The following is a 20,008-nucleotide window of genomic DNA, read 5'->3' as shown; positions in this document are numbered from 1 at the left end:
TCCCTTTTTTATTTAAATTAATGTCCAATCATATGTGCATTGGAACAATGGTTACATTCAAGCTGCAAGGTAACATGTTTAATGTTGAATTTATCTTGCAATAGGTGTTCAATTTTGTTCAGTAGCTGGCCGCTTTCGCTTAAAAGCATGTCCTCAACATCCACATGACCTTCAAGGTGAATGTCGTTGTCGCCAACCATCCAGAGATGAATGTGATGCAGGTTGTTTACCTCGGGCAAACTTTCCACAGCCTGTTTTACCTCATCAATAGAAATATTGGTCGGAGCGCCTTCCATCAAGATGTGTATAGCCCCCTGTAAAATGTGATAACTCTCTTTGAGTATATACAGGCCGATCAGAATGGTCAGAATGGGATCCACCCAGAAGATGTTCCAGTAATAAATGGCAACGCCGCCCAGTAAAACGGCAAAAGACGAGATGGCATCGGCAAGAAGATGGAGGTATGCAGATTTAAGATTCAAGCTGTTTTTTGCAGGGCGCGCCAGCAACCAGGTGCCAATCACATTGGCGATCAGACCAATTCCGGCAACGACGATCATCAGATCGCCTTTGAGTACGGCGGGATTTATAAGGCGGATGGCGGCGTGGTAAAAAAGATAGAGCGTAATAACAAGCAACACGCCTGAGTTTAATGCCGCTGCAAAAATCTCTGCTCTTTTTAAGCCGAAGGTATGGCGTGGCGTAACGGATCTTTTTTTTAGCTTTAGGGCAATGTAAGAGATGATGATGGCAATGCCGTCGCTGAAATTATGAAGCGCATCGGAAATCAATGAGAGCGAACCGGAAAGAAGCCCCCCGATTAGTTCGGCTATGGTAATGGCAAAATTGAGCGCCATGGTAATCAATAAGCGCGTGGTGGGGAGCCTGGTATCGTCATGCCCGTGTGAATGATGATGTCCGTGTACCATTAGCATTTACCTTAATTAAAATTAACCAATAATTTAGGTAATCTGTAAAAAAGGAGCAAATAAAATAATCTAATAAAGATTTAAAACTTGAAAAGTAAGATAGTTTTTTTTAAGTTCTAAAGCTCGAACAGAAATGCATTATCAAATCGGAGAGGTGCGAGAGCGGTCGAATCGGCACGACTGGAAATCGTGTGTGGCGTCAGCCACCGTGGGTTCGAATCCCACCCTCTCCGCTTTTTATATTATTTGGAGAGGTGCCGGAGTGGTTGTCCCGTAGGGATCCTGCGGAAACGGGTCGGTCTCGAAAATAAAAAAGCATAGTTTAAAGTTGAATTAATTAGAAATAAAGATAAAATAATTGGAGAGGTGCCGGAGTGGTTGTCCCGTAGGGATCCTGCGGAAACGGGGCGGTCTCGAAAATAAAAAAGTATTGTGTTAAAGTTAAATTTTTTAGAAATTAAAAGATGAAATAATTGGAGAGGTGCCGGAGTGGTTGTCCCGTAGGGATCCTGCGGAAACGGGTCGGTCTCGAAAATGAAAAAGTATTGTGTTAAAGTTAAATTTTTTAGAAATTAAAAGATGAAATAATTGGAGAGGTGCCGGAGTGGTTGTCCCGTAGGGATCCTGCGGAAACGGGTCGGTCTCGAAAATGAAAAAGTATTGTGTTAAAGTTAAATTGATTAGAAATAATGATGAAATAATTGGAGAGGTGCCGGAGTGGTTGTCCCGTAGGGATCCTGCGGAAACGGGTCGGCCTCGAAAATGAAAAAGTATTGTGTTAAAGTTAAATTGATTAGAAATAAAGATGAAATAATTGGAGAGGTGGCGGAGTGGTTGTCCCGTAGGGATCCTGCGGAAACGGGTCGGTCTCGAAAATAAAAAAGTATTGTGTTAAAGTTAAATTGATTAGAAATAAAGATGAAATAATTGGAGAGGTGCCGGAGCGGTTGTCCCGTAGGGATCCTGCGGAAACGGGTCGGTCTCGAAAATAAAAAAGCATAGTTTAAAGTTGAATTAATTAGAAATAAAGATAAAATAATTGGAGAGGTGGCGGAGTGGTTGTCCCGTAGGGATCCTGCGGAAACGGGTCGGTCTCGAAAATGAAAAAGTATTGTGTTAAAGTTAAATTTTTTAGAAATTAAAAGATGAAATAATTGGAGAGGTGCCGGAGTGGTTGAACGGGGCGGTCTCGAAAACCGTTGACCCTGTTTCGGGGTCCGTGGGTTCGAATCCCACCCTCTCCGCATGTACTACACGTACGTTCTTGAAAGTTTAGCTTCCGGTCGTCATTATTTTGGTCACACACAGAACCTGGAAGAACGGTTAACGCGCCACAACAGCGGGAAGGTGCGCTCCACCAAAGCCTTTCGTCCCTGGAGACTCATTTACTACGAAGAATTTGCTACTCGTTCGGAAGCGTTTCAGCGGGAGCAATTTTTCAAAACGATTGAAGGTCGCCAATGGTTAAAAGGTCGCGGCATTCTTTAACGGGGCGGTCTCGTCCTGTAAGGATCCTGCGGCTCCGATACGGATTCTTCGAAAAAAAATGTTGACGTGGTAAAATAAGACCATGCGGAGAATCGCGGTGTTTTTGAAGATAGCCTGTTTTGGCAATTCATCAAAATCAAATCTGCAGAAAAAGCTCAAGGTACGATTTTTCTTCTTTGCCCGGTGCCTTCAGTCCAAAAGTTGCATTTTGTCTTCTTTATTGGGGATCAGGCATAAAAATTCAAACGGTTCATCGCCGATATTTTCATACCAGTGAGGCATGTTGGCCGGAATAAAAAGCACATCGTCTTTTTTAACGGTAAATATCTCATCGCCGATGCCAATTCGCCCTTTGCCGCGCAATACCAATTGTTCATGTTCAACGGTGTTGGTGTGCTTCGGAATATGGCCTTTCGGTTCGATAATGAAGCGGCGCATGAAAAAATGCGGAGCTTCTTCGGCGCCAATCAAAATCTGAATAAAAGCGCCTTTACCCACCGATACGGGCTGGACGGGAATCTTTTTCATTTCTTTTACTGCCATTTCAAACACCTTCCTTAAAATTTTTCCGGCGACAAGTTTCAAAGAAAAGAAATGAAAACACAAAAAGCAAATAAAATCTTAAAACAAATTGAAATGAACCTCATAATCTGTTATTTTTAAAATTTAGAAAATAATTAAAAGGAAAACAATGTTTCACGACTATCGAAAACTATTTCCGATAACCTCACAGAAGATTTATCTCAATCATGCTGCCATTTCGCCGTTTTCGACGCGCGTAACCGAGCGGTTGGAGTGGTATCTTGATGAGCGCCAGTTCGGAACGATTGATGTATTTAAAAAGGCCGATGAACTGCGGAATAAAACACGAAATTTGCTGGCCCGTTTGATTAATGCCCGTCCGGAAAATATTGCCTTTATTACGAACACCTCTGAGGGCTTTAATCACCTGGTCAATGGGCTGGAATGGCAGGCAGGCGATGAAGTACTGGTGCCGGATTGTGAGTTCCCGAGTAATATGTACCCATTCTTGAATCTGGAAAGAAAAGGCGTGATAGTTAAAAAGATTTCTTCTCCTGACGGGCTCGTTGATCTGGAGAAAATTAAGGCGGCCATCACTTCAAAGACAAGGCTGCTTTCCATTAGTTTTGTCGAATTTTCCAGCGGTTTTCGCAACGATTTGCAGGCCATTGGCCAGCTTTGCAAAGAACAGGGCATTCTCTTCTCAGTGGATGGTATTCAGGGGGTTGGCGCGCTGCCATTAGATGTGCAGGCCTGTCATATTGATTTTTTGTCCAACGGGGGACACAAATGGCTGATGGGCGCCATGGGGGCGGGCTTTATGTACATCGCGCCGGAACTTTTTTCCAGACTGCATCCGGCTTTTACCGGGTGGCTGGCTGTTGAAAATGCCTGGGATTTTTTCGACTATCAGCTCGAGTTTTTGCCCGATGCCCGCCGTTTCGAATATGGAACATCAAATTTTATCGGAATTACCGCTTTATCGGCGTCGGTGGAATTGCTGATGGAAGCGAATCCAGGCAAAATTCAGGAACACCTTTTTAAGTTGGGTGAAATGCTGGTGGAAGAGCTGGAAAAAATTGGGCTTATTTTTGTGAATACAAAAGATCGGCATCATTGGTCAGGAATTTACTCATTTAAGGCAGCGCGCGCTGAAGAATTGTTCGAAGAATTGAAAAAGCATCAGGTTGTTGCTTCGTTACGCAATGGGTTAATACGCCTGGCGCCGCATTTTTATAATAATGACCAGGAAATAGAGCAGGTGATTAAAATCATAAAAAAATTTTATAAATAGCCGCAAATGTTGATGTTAAATCCTTGATTTCTAAGTTAAAAACCAGTACATTGTATTAAGAATTTTTAATTATTTTCTTTATTTATTTATGCAGGTTTAATCTTTTTGAATTATTTAACGATAACTCTTAGGTGTTAATAAAATAAATTTTTTTTAGGGCAAGCATGAGCAGTGAAAAAATGAATATGGGCGAAGGTTATCCTGGTAACGGAAAGCCTTTGGCGCAAAGTTATACCGGTTTTGAAAACGAAGAAGAGGTAATGAAGCTTCAGGATTATTTGCAAATAATCCTGCGCAGAAAATGGATCGTTCTCGTTTCATTTCTGGTCGTATTTTTGACGGCGGTTGTTTACACAATCAATAGTCAGCCCGTTTATCAGGCGCAGGCCACGGTGCTGGTTAACACGCAGAGCAAGGGGCAGGGAGGATTATTATTGTTCGATCCGACCGGGCTGGGCTTTGCGCAAAACTTGAATAATGAGCTGGAAATTTTGAAATCCCGTTCGGTGGCTAATGCCGTGGCCAGAGAACTGTTGGCCAAAAAATATTACGATAATTCACAGGAAATATTACACTGCATCAGAGCGCCTGAAGAGGATGAATTGGGCCGTGAAATTTTGTCGGAAGAAGAATTAACCGGTGTCTTAATCCGGACGGTGGAGTTTGAACCTGTTCGCGATTCTGAGGTAATCAAAATAATAGCAAAAAGCGGCGATCCGCGCGATGCGGCGCTTATTGCCAATCAATTTGCCCGGGCTTATTACGAACGCAATTTACGGATGAGTCGAACGCGTTCCAAAGCGGCGCGTGAATTTCTGGAAAAGCAGTTGATCGCCAAACAAGAACAATTGGCCAAAGCGGAAGAAGCGCTGCAGCGTTACATGGAACAGACGGGTATTGTATCGGTAGATGACGAGTCGCAAAAAGTAATTGAACAACTGGCCACGGTTCAGGCACAGTATGAAAATGTGAGCATAGAACTGGAATCGGTAAAAGAGTCGCTCAATTTTTACCGAAAACAAATTGCGCGGCAGGAGCCCAATGTGGCCAGGATTATGAGCGACGCCAGCGATCCTTACATTCGTTTATTACAGGAGGAGATTGCCCGCCTGGAAGTTGAAAAAGACATTACCATTTCTCAAAATCCACATGCGGCAGAAGATCCTATTTACAAGGAGAAACTGATCAAAATCGATTCGCAAATCGATAATTTGCGTAAAAAGCTCCGAAAGCGAACCAACGATTATCTAAAATCGGTTTTACCCGGACAGTTAACCGATCCTGCAAAATACCTGGTGGAAGTCAAACAGAAAATTTTTGACACGCAAATACAGGTTCAGGCGCTGGAAGCAAAGAAAAAGGCCCTGGCCGTCGTGCTTCTGGATTACCAGAAACAATTTGATCGCATTCCTAAAAGAAGCATTGAGTTCGCCCGGTTGCAGCGCGCACGCCTTAGCGCCGAAAAACTGTATTTGCTGGTTGAAGAAAAGTATCAGGAAGCGACCATTGCCGAACAGTCGCAATTCGGCTACATTGAAATTATCGATCAGGCCATTGTGCCCAAATTACCCATCTCTCCTAAAATCCGGATGAATTTAATGCTGGGCGCCTTGCTCGGTCTGGGATTGGGCGTGGGGCTGGTATTTTTGCTTGAATATCTGGATGTCAGTATCCGTACGCCGGAAGACCTTAAGAGACGTGGCTGGCAGCCCTTGTCCGTTATCCCCAGCATGGATTCGCAGATGATTGCGGAATTGGCACAGAATAAAGAGAATCCTGCTATCGACGATCACTTAATCGCTTTATTAAGCCCTCGCTCTTCCGTTGCTGAGGGATACCGCCGCTTGCGAACCAACTTGCAATATGCCCGACTTGACAAGCCTTTAAAAAGTTTTCTGGTTACCAGCCCGAATCCAAAGGAAGGAAAAACCACCACGGCTTCCAATCTGGCTATTACCTTTTCCCAGGCGGGACTAAACACCCTGCTGGTCGATACAGATTTGCGTCGCCCGGCCATTCACAGATTATTTGGTCTGCCCAAGGAACCGGGCTTAACCAACCATCTGTTCGGGCAAAATACGCTGGATGAAATTACTCATAAAGAGGTAATTCCCCATCTTTCGGTGATGACTTCCGGTCTGGTGCCGCCCAATCCTTCAGAGATTCTCGCCGCGCCGCAAACCCACGAATTAATCGACCGTTTGAAATCCATGTACGATTTGGTGATATTTGACACAGCTCCTGTGCTGGCGGTGACCGACGCTTCCATTCTTGCAACACAGGTGGAAGGAACGCTGCTGATCATTCTGGCAGGCACAACGATCTTTGATGAATTGGAACACTCGATTGAGCAACTGGAGCGCGTCAATGCGCATATTCTTGGCGTGGCCATGAATAATTTCGACATTAAACGCGCTTACGGAAGCTATTATGGCCAGTATAAAAGCCGTTATTACGGCTACTATGGTTATTACACCTATGGCCATACAGGCGGAAAAAAAGCGAAGAAAAAACGAACGGAAACTTCTTAAGTAATTAAAGGATGAAATCTATGCGGAAATGGTTGTTTGCCTTGGGATTGTTTGTGATGGCTGTGGGGCCTTTGTTTGCGCAAACAGATCAAATGAACATGGCGGCTCGCAATATGACGGGCAAATCTGTGAACTATTATTACGCCAAACCCGGCGATATTACCATTACGGTCAGCCTGTGGGGCTTTGTTCAAAAACCCGGCCTTTACGAGGTGGCCAGCTCGACCAATTTAATCGAACTGCTCTCTCTGGCTGGCGGGCCCGGCACGTATGCCGACCTGGACGACGTTCAGATTATCCGGTCTTATAAAGATAAAAACGGAAAGACATATAAAAAAGAACTAACGATTAATTTGAAAAAGATGTTGTCTTTAAGCGAAGAACAAATACGATTGCAGCCGGGCGATGTGATTTATGTGAACCACACCAACTGGTACACCATCAAAGAGGCTTTTTCGTTGACTTCAAGCGTGGCCTTGCTTTTTTCGGCCATGTATTACCTGACCAGGATATTTTAACCGTTAGTTTGCCCTCTTCGGAATTATCCTTCCCTTTTTCCAGTTATTTCTTAAAAAGATTAACTTTTTGCAATGGTTTCGTGATCATTTGCTGGTAAATTGAATTACCAGCAGAACGGATGGATGTTATGAACAGAAATGTTTTGTTAATAGAGGACGACACGGAGATTTGCGCTTTACTGGAGCTGCATCTGCGGGACCTGGGCATTGATCTCGATGTGGCCAATCAGGGGGATCGTGGCCTGGAGCGGGCGCTCAAAAACGATTATCAACTGGTGATTTTAGACGTCATGCTACCTGCACTGGATGGCCTTGAAGTCTGTAAAATTTTAAGAGAGAAAAAGAAGAAGCTGCCCATTTTAATGCTCACAGCCCGCAGCGAAGAGCTGGATAAGGTGTTAGGGCTGGAATTAGGCGCCGACGATTACATCACCAAGCCCTTCTCCATCAGAGAGTTGCTGGCCAGGGTGAAAACGATTTTACGGCGGATAAAGGCTTACGAAGAAAGCAATGAGTCCGACGGACCTGAAGAGTTCAAAACCGGCGATCTGGCGGTTAATGTGGCCAAGCGCCGCGTTTTGCTTAAAAACAAAAATATCGAGTTGACGGCCAAAGAGTTTGAACTTTTAAAGCTTTTTATTTCGAATCCAGGCAGGGCCTTTTCGCGAGAAAAATTGTTAAATATGGTGTGGGGGTATCAATTTTCCGGTTATGAACATACCGTTAATTCGCATATTAATCGTTTAAGGGCTAAAATCGAAGACGATCCTTCCAATCCGCGATATATCAAAACGGTTTGGGGCGTTGGTTACAAGTTTATGGATGAGGATGATGTGGGGCAATGAAGACGATTCTGAAAAGTTTGTTTGGTAAAATTGCGTTGATCTTTTTAATACAAATACTGGCGCTGTCGGCCGTTCAGATGTACCTCTCCTTAACCTGTACGTTTGACTATTATTACGAGAAAGATCAAAAGCTGCATGCTAAAACGGCAGCGGCTCTGGCGCGCATGATTGAAGAACGCGTGAAAGCCGGCTGTTCGTTAACCACCATTACCAATGATACACAAAATTTAACGCTCCTCAATCCTGATGCTCATATCTATATCGTGGACCAAACTGGCCGCATTTTGCAAACGTTAACCGATGCCAGTGAAATTAAACGTAAAAAAATTGATGTGCAGCCCATTCTTGAATTTATTGCCGCTAAAGATCAAAATTTAAAAGAGGCCGTGTTCATTGACAATCCTCTCGATCCAGACGGTAAGGTGATTTTTTCTGCAAGTCCTTTGCACTTAGACGATCAGTATGCTTATTTATTGATTACCTACAATGTGCCGCTGAATACACTTTCCTTGCAGTCGATCATGGACAGCGGCGTACTGCAAAACACGGCGTTGGCCGCCATGCTTGCCGTGATGTTCAGTTTATTTGCCGGGTTTTTAGTGTTTTTCTTTTTGAACAAGCGTCTGCAGATCATGCGCAATGTGGTTAATTTTTTCAAAAACGGCAAATACGATGCACGAATACCCATCACTTCGCGAGACGAAATTGGCGAACTGGGCGTGGCTTTTAATAACATGGCCAGCGCTTTTGAAACCTACCTGCGTGATCTGGAGAGAAATGATCGCATGCGTCGCGAGTTTATCGCCAATATCTCTCACGATCTGCGCAGTCCGCTGGCATCCACCCGCGGTTATGTGGAAACCTTAATGATCAAGGATGAAAAGCTGTCACAAAAAGAACGTAAAAAATTCCTGCAGATCATTCACAAAAATGTGGTGCATTTAAGCGAACTGGTGAGCGAATTGTTTGAACTGGCCAAATTTGACGCCAAACAAATTGAGCCGGCAATCGAGCCCTTTTCCATTGCCGAGTTAGCCCAGGATATTGTGTTAAAATTTCAACCTCAATCCGAAAGTTTGAATATTAATCTGATTTCCCGTTTTCCTAAAAATTTGCCTCTGGTGATGGGCGATATCGGAATGATCGAACGCGCCATCTCCAATCTGATTCAAAACGCACTGAAGTTCAGCGGGAAGGGGGCAACGGTTAATCTTGAATTGCTGAAAGCGGAAAACCATGTCATTGTTAAAATTGCGGATAACGGGCCCGGCATTCCCGTCGAAGATCTACCTTATGTTTTCGAGCGTTTTTACCGTGTGGATAAAAGCAGAAACCGTAAGTCAGGCGGAAGCGGCCTGGGCCTGGCCATTGTTAAAAAAATTGTTGAAGCCCACGGTCAAAAGATTTCTGTAAAGTGTAACCCCGGCAGCGAAACCGTTTTTAGTTTTACCTTGCCCGTCTGGAAAAAAGACCTCTCCCAACCACGAAACAAAATCAAGCAAACAATAAGCTCTCCTGAAAAATCTTGAATAAATGGCGGTAGTGCTCATTCTCTCTCATTAAATCGTGATGTGTGCCCCGGCCAATCAATTCACCTTCGTTTAGTACAAAAATCATATTGTAGTGTTCCATGTTGTTTAAACGATGCGTGATGTTGATGATCGTTTGCTCTTTAAAATGATCAAAGATATTCTTTAAAATAAGACGCTCGGTTTCCGCATCGAGGCTTGAGGTTACCTCGTCAAAAATCAATACAGGGCTGTTTTTTAACAGAACCTGCGCCAGAGCAAGCCGTTGCGCCTGTCCGCCGCTTAGTCGATTACCGTGTTCGCCAATCCAGTAGTTCAGGGTATCTTGCGGAGTGTGCGACAGATCGCTGAGGTTAACCAACCGTAATACATCCAGCATTTGTCGTTCGCTGGCCTCGGGATTAACCAGATGCAGGTTATCCGCGACGCTACCGGTAAACAAATGAAAACTTTGCGAGGCGTAGCCAATGTTTTCACGAATGTCCGTCTGGCGATAGTTTTTTAATTCCCGCTCGTTCAATAAAATTTGACCTGACTGATAATCGTAAAGCCGGATCAATAAACGGGCCAGAGTTGATTTTCCCGAACCGCTCGGACCGACAATGGCTACTTTAGAAGAATAGGGGATTTCAAGACGGAGGTTCTTTAAAGCTGGCTGTTGAGTATTGTTGTAAGCAAAAGTTAAGTTGTTAACGGCGAAGCGAACCGGCTGTTCGTTCGGAAAGGGAATGGGTTGTTGCGGATCAACAACCTGCGGAGGCCGGTCGATGATCTCGAACAGTCTTTTACCCGCTTCATTGTTTTCCTCCAGATATTGAGCCATTTGGGGAAGGGGCAACACGCCTTCGAAGGCGGCCATAACGCCCAGCACCAGAACGGCCAGGTAAACGCCGTTGAGCATGTTATTTTCTACCATCGGAATACCGACGATCAAAACCATGACCACTGCGCCAAACATCAATAAGGTGACAAAGCCCTGGTGTAGAGCGTCGATGATTAACATGTTGCGCTGCAGCCTGCTTAATTTTTTATTGAGGACTTTAATCTTCTCTTCCTGATTTTCGATCTGGCGGTTAATTAAGAGTTCTGGCAGACCATTTAAGTGATCTAACAGGGCGACGTTCAATTGATTTTTAAGAACGGTGATTTGTTTGCCCATTCCACGACTCAACTGTACGCTTAAATAGGGAATGATGGTGCCGGCCAGCGCATAAAACGTAATAAAAGCAAGGGCGAAATTGATGTGGTAGGCCCACAGAATAAGGGTCATAAGAAGCGCCGTTAAAACAGAAACCGAAGGCGGCGCAATGACGCGCACAAAAAAGTTTTCCAGATTCTGAATGTCGGCTACTATGCGTTGCAGCAGATCGCCGCTTTTAAGATGCGCCACGCGGGCTGGCACCAGCGGCTCCAGCGCGGCATAAAAACGAACGCGAAAGTGGCTGAGCAAACGAAAGGTGGTATTATGGCTGATCAGCCGTTCCAGGTAGCGAAAAATGCCGCGGCTGATGCCGAAAAAGCGAACGCCGACGATGGCTACCTGTATTTCGGCAATGGAAGGATGCAACGCCGCCATGGAAATAACAAAGGCCGAGGTCATCATCAAGCCAATACTGCTGGCAATGGTTAGCAGACCCAAAAAGACCGAGAGTGCGATCCATTTTTTGTAAGGTAGAACTAATTTCAATAGCCGAAAAATAGCGCTCATCAGCTCATCCCCCTCAATTCTTCAGCCATACGATGCAGATATTTCCCTGACGCTGTCAATTCGGCAAAGGAGCCGACGTCCGTCAGCTTTCCGTCAACCATAACAAAGATCAAATCGGCATTTTTTAAGGTGGTAAAACGGTGGGCGATAATGATCTGTGTTGTGTCATCAGGAAATTGCCGCATAATCTCAACAATTTCACGGTCCAGCTGTGGATCAAGGTTAGCCGTTGGTTCATCCAGTAAAATGATCGGGGCGTCTTTTAAAAAAGCGCGGGCAAGAGCCAGGCGCTGTGCCTGCCCGCCGCTTAATCGGGCGCCTCTTTCTCCTACAATGGTTTGGTAACCATCTGGCAGGGACATAATAAAATCGTGCAAACGCGCCGTTTTGCAGGCCCGAACCATGTCTTCGGCCGAAGCCATGGGATTGACCAGTTTAAGGTTGGCTTCGATGGTGTCGTGAAATAGGTAGGGCTTTTGCGGCACCCAGCTTATTTGCTTGAACCAGAAATCGTCGTTAATTTGCTGCAGGTCATTGCCGTTGACCAGAATGCGTCCCTGCGTGGGGGCAATAAATTTCAGCAAAAGATTAAAAAGCGTTGATTTGCCTGCGCCGCTGGGGCCGATAATCACATATTTTTTGCCCGCTTCAATTTTTAAGGAGATGTCGCTCAAAGCCTCTGTGTCGGTTTGCGGATAGCGGAACGAGACTTTTTGCAGCTCAATGGACAAAGACGATGAAAAAGAAAGCTGTGCGCTTTGCTTTGGGGTGCTCCGTCCGCGGATGGTAAAAATTTCGAAAATCCGGCGGGCGGCTTCCATGCCTTCCATACCGGCGTGGAAACTGGCTCCTAACTGACGCATGGGCTGGTAGAATTCCGGCGCGAGAATGAGAACAAATAACGCCTGAGAAAAGGAAATTTTAGCGTAAAGTAAGCGCAGGCCGATTTCAACGGCAATTACAGCCGTACTGAGCGATGCCGCCAGCTCAAGCACCAGCGCAGAAAGAAAGGCGATCTTTAAGACGCTCATGGTGTTGTGTCGAAATTGTTCGCTGAGCAGACGAATCCGTGTAATTTGTGATTGACTGCGATTTAATATCTTTAAAGTCGTTAAACCTTCGATGACATCCAGCAAGTAAGCGCTCAAAAAAGACAACGTTTTCCACTGGCGCTGCGTGGCCTTTTTGGCATGTTGTCCGATTAAAACCATAAACACAGGAATAATCGGCGCTGTAAAAAGAAAAACAAAGCCCGAAAGAAGATCGATCGGAAAGACAAACATTAAAATGACGATGGGAAAGGCTGCCGCCCTGAACAGTTGCGGGATGTAGGAACGAAAATAGGCGTCCAGCGACTCCACGCCCTGCTGCAAGGTGTTGATCAGCTCGCCGCGTTTTTCCAGGTTTAAAACGACGGGACTGACCCCCTGCAGGTGACGAACAAGCTGATTGCGAAGATCATGGCGGATTCTGGCGCTAAGATGGCTGGCAAAACTATCGCTCAGCCACTGGAACAGGAAGCGGGCCAAGATAACCAGAATAAAGATTAACAGCAAATCAAGCAGATTGCCCAACGATTGTTTTTTTAAAAAACTTAAATCGATAATGGCGCTTAAATATTTGGCCTCTAAAACAATTGCAATTACAGAAAGAAGGGCAAAAAACAACGTTAGGATAAAAGGCCATCTTAAATTTTTAAGTAAACGGATTAATCTGCGATCGATGTTCATACCAAACTTTCGTTATTGTTCACCTGATTAAAAAGGTAGCAATTTTTGAGATAATAAAAAAGAAAACAAGGCTGCGACCATTGGCCACAGCCTTGCAAACTTTTAATAGGTGAGTTTGGATTTGGTAGAAACGCGTTTTCTGAAAATATAGTAAGTCCATGACTGATAGGCCAGCACAATGGGAACAAAAATCAGGGCCACAATGCTCATAATCTTTAATGTGTAAGGAGAAGACGAAGCATTATAGATGGTCAAACTCCACTCGGGATTGAGCGAAGACGGCATCACATTGGGATACATGGACATAAAGATGGTTACGGTTGTAAGAACGATGGTTAAACCGTTTAAAATAAACGCCCAGCCCATTTTTCCGTTTTTGATGAAAAAATACGTAGAAATTAAAGACAGAACGGTGAAGATGGGAATGATGCCCGGATTAACGCCGAATTTGAAGAACAAGTTGGTCTTTAAATAGCCGACGATGATAAACAGAACATAAACGATGAACGTGGGAATCCAGAGTTTGGCGGCAAGCGCTCTGGCTCGCTGTTCGATTTCGCCTTCTGTTTTTATAGACAGGAAAAGGGCGCCGTGTAATAGAAAAATGGTAAGAGTTCCCAGTCCGCCGATCAGGGCAAAAGGATTGAGTAAATTGAAAAATCCGCCCACATAATGCATGTTCTCGTCAATCGGCACGCCCATCCAGATATTGGTAAAAGCGACGCCCCATAAAAGGGCAGGGATAAAACTGCCCACTGCCAGGGCCCAATCCCAGAAATTTCGCCATTTTGGATTGTCGTCTTTGCTGCGGAATTCAAAAGCCACGCCGCGCACAATGAGCCCCACCAGCATCAAGATCAAAGCCAGGTAAAAGCCGCTGAATAACGTTGCGTACCAGTTAGGGAAGGCTGCAAACATGGCGCCGCCTGCAGTCAGCAGCCAAACTTCGTTTCCATCCCAAAAAGTACCGACAGAGTTTATAATAACACGCCGCTCGATATCATCTTTGCCTAAAAAGGGAACCAGCATTCCCACGCCGTAATCAAATCCCTCTAAAAAGAAGTACCCAATAAAGAGGACGGCAATTAAAATAAACCATATTGTATTTAAATATTCCATGATTTACCTCCTCCAGGATTAATGACCTTTATCTGCGGCAATGGTGCCTGCCACAGCATATTTTTTTAACAAATAGACATCAACAACCATTAAAATGCCATACAAAAGCGTGAACACAATTAATGAAGTAGCAACTTCGCCGGCGCTTACAACCATAGAAGGCGTAACGGCGTCTTCCGTCTTTAAAATACCAAAGACGATCCAGGGTTGACGGCCTACTTCTGTTAAAATCCAGCCGGCAGAGTTGGCAATAAAAGGCAGTGAAATACTCCACAGCATTACGTGTTTAACCCATGGCTTAAAGTCGTAGCGGTTTTTCAATACGTAAAACAGCAGGTAGATGGAGAGAAACAGCATCAGGATGCCTGCACCCACCATTGCCCGGAAGCTCCAGTAAGTAACAACAATGGGCGGAATATAATCGCCGGGCCCGTATTTTTCTTGATACATTTTTTGTAATTCATTAACCCCTTTCACTTCACCTTCCAGCGAGTTGTAGGCCAGGATGGTCACCAGATAAGGGATTCGAATGGAAAAGATCTCTTTTTTTCCGGAAAGATCGCCAATGGTCAAAACCGACAGGCTGGCCGGATTTTCCGATTCCCACAGGGCTTCGGCCGCGGCTACTTTCATCGGCTGAGTTTTAAGCATGTGTTGCATCTGTGAATGGCCCAGCAAAATCACCAGAACAATGGCGATAAAACCGTAAATGGTTCCGTATTTGAGCGATAATTGGTACGCTTCCTGGTCTTCGCTTTTTCTGAAGATGTGGAAGACGCTGATGCCAATAACAAAAAACGCTGCAGTGACCATGCCGCCGGTTACAACATGTGGGAACTGATACCAGACGTTGGGATTGAAAACCAGTTCGGCAAAGTTGGTCATTTCGGCGCGGATAACGTTGCCGGCCTCATCGGTAACCAACTTGTGTCCCATGGGGCTTTGCATAAAAGAGTTGGCTATTAAAATCCACAGAGCAGAAAGATTAGAGCCGATGGCTACCAGCCACATGGACAGCAGGTGCAGCTTTTTGGAAATCCGATCCCAGCCAAAAATCCAGATGCCCAGAAAAGTGGATTCCAGAAAGAATGCAAGCAGGGCTTCAATGGCCAGAGGCGCGCCGAAAATATCCCCCACAAACCGGGAATATTCCGACCAGTTAAGACCAAACTGGAATTCCTGCACAATACCGGTTACCACGCCCATGGCAAAATTAATAACAAACAAAGTGCCCCAGAACTTGGTCATCCGTCGGTAAATTTCTTTGCCGGTACGCACATAAAGCGTTTCCATAATCGCTACAAAAATGGACAACCCAAGCGTAAGAGGAACAAAGAAAAAGTGGTAAACTGTGGTGACGGCAAACTGCCATCGCGCTAAAGCTAAAGCGCTCATCGCAACCTCCTCGTTGTTAATTAAAAAACAATGGATTCTAACTCATAATCGTGAATTACTAAATCACTAATCATCTTTTCTTTTAAACGTTTTATCAAAATTTCCTGCAATTCGGAAAAGAAGATGTGAATCTTACAAAAACCGATAATAGGACAAATCCCCGGTGTTCGTAAACACTCATTAATTATGGAATTGAACTCCATGGCATTCAAAATGTCCAGCACCGAAAGTTCTTTGGGATTTCGTTTTAAGTAAATCCCGCCGTATCGCCCTTGAACCGAATCGATGATACCCGCCTTGCGTAACTGAAAGATAATTTTATTGGCAAAAGGCTTGGTAATGCTCAATAATTCGGCAATCCTGGAAATGGGAATCGCTTTATTGCGTTTTTGCCCGGCCAGATAGGCGCAAATACGAACCGCGTAATCGTACTCTCTTTTTATTAAAGTATTCACATTCATAGTTAACTGATCTTGTAATATATTACCGCACTGGTAAAATATAATTAATGATTTTTTTGGGAGCAAGTATTTTTTAAGTATATTTTGGAAACAAAATAAGAAAAAATTCGTCTTTCTATTTAAAATGAGAGGGCAGATGATGAAATATTTAATATTGTTCTTGTCCGCAATGGTGTTGATGGTCGGTTGTGAGGCCGAGGTCAACGAGAGCATTACGATTGAAACCAATCGTAATGTTGATAAGGACTTGTACACCATCAATGGCGATATCATCATTGGCGATCATTGTGTTATTAACGGCGCTTTAAAATCGATTAACGGTCGCATTGAAATTGGGCGTGAAAGCAAGGTCGAGGATATTAAATCCATTAATGGGCAGGTCAAAATTGCTGAAAACAGTAAAGTGGCAGAAAGCGTTACGGTAATTAACGGTGCGGTAACTCTTAAGGCAAACGCTGTTGTCGGGCAGGATGTTAATACAGTCAACGGCTCTATTCGGCTGGTGCGCGCACGTGTGTTGGGTAATGTTTTTACAGTCAATGGCGATGTTTTTCTGGAAGATAAGGCGTTGGTTGTCGGAAGTATCGTGGTAAAAGGTAAAACCGGAGAAGATGAAAAGCGAAAAGTTGAAATATTTTTGAACGATAGTTCTGTGGTAGAAGGGAATATTGACGGCCAGAAAGCGGAAAATACACAGATTTTAGTGTATCTTGACGGCTCGTCTCAAATCAAAGGCGATGTGATTAACGCCGAGCTGGTTTACAAAAAATAATCTTTTGGCTCTACTGGGATTCCTGTGGAAAAAGGTCTAATTTACCAAGAAAGAAAAGTATTGCTATCCTAAAATTTTCAAATTTTCTAAAGCCTCTACCAACTGTTTTTATCTCCTGTATCTTGCCGTTCAACCATTCGGCTACTGAATTATCTATCTGATATCTTATATAGTTTAATAAGCCATCTGAATGAGCAATGAGCATTTTTGCTACTTTAATCATTTTATTTAAAGAACGTCCCTTAATATCCTGATACCATTCCGCAAAAAAGAATTTCGCATCATTTATTGTTTCACTCCTAAAGAATTCTTTGAAGTTCTCTTTGGCCGCCCAAGCCTGGGAAGTGATAAGGTTAAGTTCTTGAATTTTTCTGAAACGCGATAATTGCTTGTCCGTCATATTTTCCGGATTCTTTAAAAATAAATATTTACTTTTCACTAAGGTTTTATCATTAGATTTTTGTAATTTACGGGCTTCCTCTCGTCTGGTTTTATCCACTCCATCATTTAAATACTTCATTATATGAAATTTGTCATGCACTATGGAAGCATTGGGAAGCTCCTTTTGAACAGCTTTAATAAAAGCTTTCCACATATCCATACTGACCGCTTTGAGGCCCTCCTTTTGTTTCTCTGTTAATCCCTTGTTTATTAAGGAACTGGCAGAGCTTGTTGTGCGACCTTCACTTACATCTATTACACGTCTTCTTTCACTATCGGATAATACGCTTACATAAGTATGACCTCTTTTCATACTCTTCTCATCTATCCCGATATATTTAATGTCCTCTTCCGTTCGGCGTGATAGCCCGCGTTCCACTGCTTTGCTCATTATATGATGAAGCATATCAAAGCTGATCCGTAAAAATTGTGCCGTTTTGCTCTGGTTTTTGGAGGCCAGTAATAACTCAATAGCAAAACGTTCAAATAATAAAGTCGTTCGACTCGACTTTTCTGCCCAAGGAACTTTGATCGTTTTTACTCCGTGTTCCTTGCATTTAATGCGGGGAACTTTGCAGACAATATAGGTCTTCATTTGGCATGTATCCAAATGCCGCCAACGACGTTTTTCGCGATGATCATAAATATCATATTCCACTTCGCATTCGGGACAAAAACCTTTTTTTGACTTATAGATAATCTCTATTTCTACTTCCTCATTCGCAATATCTAAGTCAACTTTAGACACTTCCCAGGGATGCGAAAGTCCCAAAATCTGTTTAAATAATTCTTTATCTTTCATAAACTCAATCTAAGGATTATTTTTGTTTTTCACAAAAATCCCAGTAGAGCCAATCTTTTAAATCGCTAAAGCGCTGAACTTTAAAATAGCGCCCCTGTACTGGTTTTACCTCTTCGTAGTCCAATTTCCAGGTATTGGCATAGGGAATATAGATGGCGTACATACCGACGCGTAGCGCAGGATTGATGTCAGATTTTGGGCTATTGCCAACCATACAGGTCTCTTTTGCCTTCCAATTACGTTGTGTCAAAATCTGCTGATACACGGCATCTTCTTTTTCAGGGACGATAAAATAGCCGTTGACGATCTTATCGATACCGGCGTTAATGATCTTTTGCTCCTGCTCTTTAAAATCGCCTTTGGTCAGCACGTAAAGTGTGTATTTTTCTTTAAGAGCGTTCAGAGTATCAATAACGCCCTCGAAAAGTTTGGGATTGTTGGGATGGTCTTCAAAACGCTGGACAATGGATTTAAACTGACGATAGTCGATCAGATTTTGATAGCGTTCGTAAAGGACCTCTAGGATGTAAACAAAGTTGTGGCTGCCGTAACCGCGTTCTTTGACCACCCATAACTCGAGCTCGTCAAATTCTTGTTGTAATTGTTCGCGGTTTAGACCTTTTTCCACCAGCAGATCAAGAAAATCGTTGGTGGCTTTAATATAATAGACGTTGTTTTCCCACAGGGTGTCGTCTGCGTCAAACAAAATTTGCTTAATAAAAGTCAATTTCAAGATTGCAACCTCTTCCGTAGCGTCGTGAGCGTTTTAAGTTCATTGTAAAAGTAAAAGCCGCTTGATGGCGGCTTTACGATTAACCCGGAGGCCACATCAGGCGTCGGCCGCTTAGCAAATGGACATGGACATGAAAAATGCTTTGCCCGCTGTCCTTACCTTCGTTAACTACCAGCCGGAATCCTTTTTCTTCAAGATGCAGTTTTTTGGCGATTTTCCGGGCCACCTGGAACATTTTGCACAATAAGTAGCTGTCTTCTTCTGTGAACGAAGAGACATTGGGGATGTGTTTTTTGGGAACAATAAGCAGATGCGTTGGCGCCTGCGGATTGATGTCCCAGAAAACGGCTACTTCATCGTCTTCGTATTCCATTTTGCTTGGTAGTTTTTTGGCAAGTACCTGGCAAAAAACACAATCTTCTAATGACAAGGCGCACCTCCTTAAATTTTTAGATGTATTGTTTTACAAACGAAACGGCCGTTAGGGCAGCGGTTTCCGTACGCAAGCGGTTTGATGCGAGCGAAACGCCGTTGAACCCATTGTTTAACAAACCAGAAACTTCATCCGCGCTAAAGCCGCCTTCCGGCCCGATGACGATCAATAACTGCTGTGCCTTTTGGATGGGCCCGATCATCTCCCGAAGAGCCGGGTACGACTGATCGATGGCCGCCAATTTTACGCTGAATTTTTCGCTGTACGCCAGTAAGGCGTTAAAAGACTTCAAGAAAGTAAGCGTTGGAAAGTAAAAATGCAAGCTTTGCTTAACAGCCTGACGGATTATTTTCCTGTAGCGATTTTCGTTGGCGCTGAAGTAATTGGCGTAATCGCTTTTGAATAAGACGAAATGGTTGACGCCCAGCTCGGTTCCCTTTTCCAGAACAAAATCAAGCCGATTGGGTTTGATGAAGCCGCAGGCCAGAGCAAGAGGAACGCGCGCTGCGGGAATGCGCTCTTTTTTCATAATTTGAACGCTCAGGTGGGGCTTGAGAGAAAGAATGGCGCCTGTGTAATGGGTGCCCTGACCATCGGTTAAATGGATGATCTCTCCTTCTTTTTTGCGTAAGGTTTGTACAATATGTTTACGCTCAAAGTCGTCAAGAACCGCCAGATCATCCCTGATGTGTTCCGGATCAGCATAAAATAGTTCCATAGTTGGAATTTGAAAAATAAATGCTTTAAATGCAAACAAC

The 20,008-nt window shown here is 43.9% G+C and carries 18 protein-coding genes and 2 tRNA genes; 9 read left to right on the top strand and 11 right to left on the bottom strand.

Features of this window, described 5'->3' with window-relative positions; all coding sequences use genetic code 11:
• Positions 1 to 17: 17 nt before the first annotated feature.
• Positions 18 to 929 (bottom strand): cation diffusion facilitator family transporter, encoded by a 912-nt coding sequence (locus Cabys_RS14435; RefSeq protein WP_006926841.1) that lies wholly within the window; start codon positions 927 to 929, stop codon positions 18 to 20.
• A 148-nt stretch (positions 930 to 1,077) separates the two neighbouring features.
• Here Cabys_RS14435 and Cabys_RS14430 point away from each other — a divergent pair.
• From Cabys_RS14430 to Cabys_RS14420, 3 genes are all read left to right on the top strand, one after another.
• A tRNA-Ser gene (locus Cabys_RS14430) sits at positions 1,078 to 1,162 on the top strand.
• A gap of 923 nt (positions 1,163 to 2,085) precedes the next feature.
• Positions 2,086 to 2,173: transfer RNA gene (locus Cabys_RS14425), tRNA-Ser, on the top strand.
• Between the two features lies 1 nt (position 2,174).
• Entirely contained in the window at positions 2,175 to 2,417 is a 243-nt protein-coding gene (locus tag Cabys_RS14420) for a GIY-YIG nuclease family protein (RefSeq protein ID WP_006926840.1), read from the top strand.
• Between the two features lie 189 nt (positions 2,418 to 2,606).
• Here the strand turns inward: Cabys_RS14420 and Cabys_RS14415 are convergent, their stop codons facing one another.
• Positions 2,607 to 2,960: a cupin domain-containing protein gene (locus Cabys_RS14415; RefSeq protein WP_006926839.1), complete on the bottom strand. Its 354-nt coding sequence runs from the start codon at positions 2,958 to 2,960 to the stop codon at positions 2,607 to 2,609.
• A 148-nt stretch (positions 2,961 to 3,108) separates the two neighbouring features.
• Here Cabys_RS14415 and Cabys_RS14410 point away from each other — a divergent pair, with 148 nt between their 5' ends.
• The 5 genes from Cabys_RS14410 (at position 3,109) to Cabys_RS14390 (ending at position 9,656) form a co-directional block, all read left to right on the top strand.
• Positions 3,109 to 4,233 carry an aminotransferase class V-fold PLP-dependent enzyme gene (locus Cabys_RS14410; RefSeq protein WP_006926838.1) on the top strand — a complete coding sequence of 375 codons (1,125 nt, stop codon included), beginning with the start codon at positions 3,109 to 3,111 and terminating at the stop codon, positions 4,231 to 4,233.
• Positions 4,234 to 4,397: 164 nt separating this feature from the next.
• Complete coding sequence (locus tag Cabys_RS14405) at positions 4,398 to 6,764, top strand: GumC family protein (RefSeq protein ID WP_006926837.1); 2,367 nt, start codon at positions 4,398 to 4,400, stop codon at positions 6,762 to 6,764.
• A 20-nt stretch (positions 6,765 to 6,784) separates the two neighbouring features.
• Entirely contained in the window at positions 6,785 to 7,282 is a 498-nt protein-coding gene (locus tag Cabys_RS14400; RefSeq protein ID WP_006926836.1) for a polysaccharide biosynthesis/export family protein, read from the top strand.
• Between the two features lie 128 nt (positions 7,283 to 7,410).
• Entirely contained in the window at positions 7,411 to 8,127 is a 717-nt protein-coding gene (locus Cabys_RS14395; protein ID WP_006926835.1) for a response regulator transcription factor, read from the top strand.
• The gene (locus tag Cabys_RS14390) at positions 8,124 to 9,656 is read left to right on the top strand and encodes a sensor histidine kinase (protein WP_006926834.1); all 1,533 of its coding nucleotides are present in this window, start codon (positions 8,124 to 8,126) and stop codon (positions 9,654 to 9,656) included. Before Cabys_RS14395 ends, Cabys_RS14390 begins: the two co-directional genes overlap by 4 nt.
• Here the strand turns inward: Cabys_RS14390 and cydC are convergent.
• The 5 genes from cydC to Cabys_RS20105 form a co-directional block, all read right to left on the bottom strand.
• Positions 9,622 to 11,364, bottom strand: a complete 1,743-nt coding sequence (gene cydC / locus Cabys_RS14385; protein ID WP_006926833.1) for a thiol reductant ABC exporter subunit CydC — start codon at positions 11,362 to 11,364, stop codon at positions 9,622 to 9,624. The two genes, Cabys_RS14390 and cydC, sit on opposite strands and share 35 nt — an antisense overlap.
• On the bottom strand, positions 11,364 to 13,094 hold the full coding sequence (gene cydD / locus Cabys_RS14380) for a thiol reductant ABC exporter subunit CydD (RefSeq protein ID WP_006926832.1): 1,731 nt from the start codon (positions 13,092 to 13,094) through the stop codon (positions 11,364 to 11,366). The genes cydC and cydD overlap by 1 nt, the downstream gene beginning before the upstream one ends.
• A gap of 102 nt (positions 13,095 to 13,196) precedes the next feature.
• Positions 13,197 to 14,213: a cytochrome d ubiquinol oxidase subunit II gene (cydB, locus tag Cabys_RS14375; protein WP_006926831.1), complete on the bottom strand. Its 1,017-nt coding sequence runs from the start codon at positions 14,211 to 14,213 to the stop codon at positions 13,197 to 13,199.
• A gap of 18 nt (positions 14,214 to 14,231) precedes the next feature.
• The gene (locus Cabys_RS14370; protein ID WP_006926830.1) at positions 14,232 to 15,608 is read right to left on the bottom strand and encodes a cytochrome ubiquinol oxidase subunit I; all 1,377 of its coding nucleotides are present in this window, start codon (positions 15,606 to 15,608) and stop codon (positions 14,232 to 14,234) included.
• Positions 15,609 to 15,628: 20 nt separating this feature from the next.
• Positions 15,629 to 16,069 carry an RrF2 family transcriptional regulator gene (locus Cabys_RS20105; RefSeq protein ID WP_006926829.1) on the bottom strand — a complete coding sequence of 147 codons (441 nt, stop codon included), beginning with the start codon at positions 16,067 to 16,069 and terminating at the stop codon, positions 15,629 to 15,631.
• A gap of 136 nt (positions 16,070 to 16,205) precedes the next feature.
• On the opposite strand from Cabys_RS20105, the gene Cabys_RS19685 reads away from it, so the two are divergent.
• Positions 16,206 to 16,841: a DUF4097 family beta strand repeat-containing protein gene (locus Cabys_RS19685; RefSeq protein WP_044280954.1), complete on the top strand. Its 636-nt coding sequence runs from the start codon at positions 16,206 to 16,208 to the stop codon at positions 16,839 to 16,841.
• A 10-nt stretch (positions 16,842 to 16,851) separates the two neighbouring features.
• Here the strand turns inward: Cabys_RS19685 and Cabys_RS14355 are convergent, their stop codons facing one another.
• The 4 genes from Cabys_RS14355 to Cabys_RS14340 all read right to left on the bottom strand — a co-directional run bounded on the left by Cabys_RS14355 (position 16,852) and on the right by Cabys_RS14340 (position 19,968).
• On the bottom strand, positions 16,852 to 18,084 hold the full coding sequence (locus Cabys_RS14355; protein WP_006926671.1) for an ISL3 family transposase: 1,233 nt from the start codon (positions 18,082 to 18,084) through the stop codon (positions 16,852 to 16,854).
• Positions 18,085 to 18,100: 16 nt separating this feature from the next.
• Positions 18,101 to 18,817: an HAD family hydrolase gene (locus tag Cabys_RS14350; protein ID WP_006926827.1), complete on the bottom strand. Its 717-nt coding sequence runs from the start codon at positions 18,815 to 18,817 to the stop codon at positions 18,101 to 18,103.
• 79 nt (positions 18,818 to 18,896) lie between these two features.
• Positions 18,897 to 19,247, bottom strand: coding sequence for a histidine triad nucleotide-binding protein (locus Cabys_RS14345; RefSeq protein WP_006926826.1), 351 nt, complete (start codon positions 19,245 to 19,247; stop codon positions 18,897 to 18,899).
• Between the two features lie 19 nt (positions 19,248 to 19,266).
• Entirely contained in the window at positions 19,267 to 19,968 is a 702-nt protein-coding gene (locus Cabys_RS14340) for an RsmE family RNA methyltransferase (RefSeq protein ID WP_006926825.1), read from the bottom strand.
• Between the last annotated feature and the right edge of the window lie 40 nt (positions 19,969 to 20,008).

Origin of the sequence: Caldithrix abyssi DSM 13497 (genome assembly GCF_001886815.1) — a bacterium.
Taxonomy (GTDB): domain Bacteria; phylum Calditrichota; class Calditrichia; order Calditrichales; family Calditrichaceae; genus Caldithrix; species Caldithrix abyssi.
The sequence above is the reverse complement of the archived record's forward strand: the minus strand, read 5'-3'. Positions and strand labels throughout refer to the sequence as shown.

Coding starts and splice junctions, on each gene's coding strand:
- Cabys_RS14435 (WP_006926841.1), bottom strand. CDS start 929: ATGGTACACGGACATCATCATTCACACGGGCATGACGATACCAGGCTC.
- Cabys_RS14420 (WP_006926840.1), top strand. CDS start 2,175: ATGTACTACACGTACGTTCTTGAAAGTTTAGCTTCCGGTCGTCATTAT.
- Cabys_RS14415 (WP_006926839.1), bottom strand. CDS start 2,960: ATGGCAGTAAAAGAAATGAAAAAGATTCCCGTCCAGCCCGTATCGGTG.
- Cabys_RS14410 (WP_006926838.1), top strand. CDS start 3,109: ATGTTTCACGACTATCGAAAACTATTTCCGATAACCTCACAGAAGATT.
- Cabys_RS14405 (WP_006926837.1), top strand. CDS start 4,398: ATGAGCAGTGAAAAAATGAATATGGGCGAAGGTTATCCTGGTAACGGA.
- Cabys_RS14400 (WP_006926836.1), top strand. CDS start 6,785: ATGCGGAAATGGTTGTTTGCCTTGGGATTGTTTGTGATGGCTGTGGGG.
- Cabys_RS14395 (WP_006926835.1), top strand. CDS start 7,411: ATGAACAGAAATGTTTTGTTAATAGAGGACGACACGGAGATTTGCGCT.
- Cabys_RS14390 (WP_006926834.1), top strand. CDS start 8,124: ATGAAGACGATTCTGAAAAGTTTGTTTGGTAAAATTGCGTTGATCTTT.
- cydC (WP_006926833.1), bottom strand. CDS start 11,364: ATGAGCGCTATTTTTCGGCTATTGAAATTAGTTCTACCTTACAAAAAA.
- cydD (WP_006926832.1), bottom strand. CDS start 13,094: ATGAACATCGATCGCAGATTAATCCGTTTACTTAAAAATTTAAGATGG.
- cydB (WP_006926831.1), bottom strand. CDS start 14,213: ATGGAATATTTAAATACAATATGGTTTATTTTAATTGCCGTCCTCTTT.
- Cabys_RS14370 (WP_006926830.1), bottom strand. CDS start 15,608: ATGAGCGCTTTAGCTTTAGCGCGATGGCAGTTTGCCGTCACCACAGTT.
- Cabys_RS20105 (WP_006926829.1), bottom strand. CDS start 16,069: ATGAATGTGAATACTTTAATAAAAAGAGAGTACGATTACGCGGTTCGT.
- Cabys_RS19685 (WP_044280954.1), top strand. CDS start 16,206: ATGATGAAATATTTAATATTGTTCTTGTCCGCAATGGTGTTGATGGTC.
- Cabys_RS14355 (WP_006926671.1), bottom strand. CDS start 18,084: ATGAAAGATAAAGAATTATTTAAACAGATTTTGGGACTTTCGCATCCC.
- Cabys_RS14340 (WP_006926825.1), bottom strand. CDS start 19,968: ATGGAACTATTTTATGCTGATCCGGAACACATCAGGGATGATCTGGCG.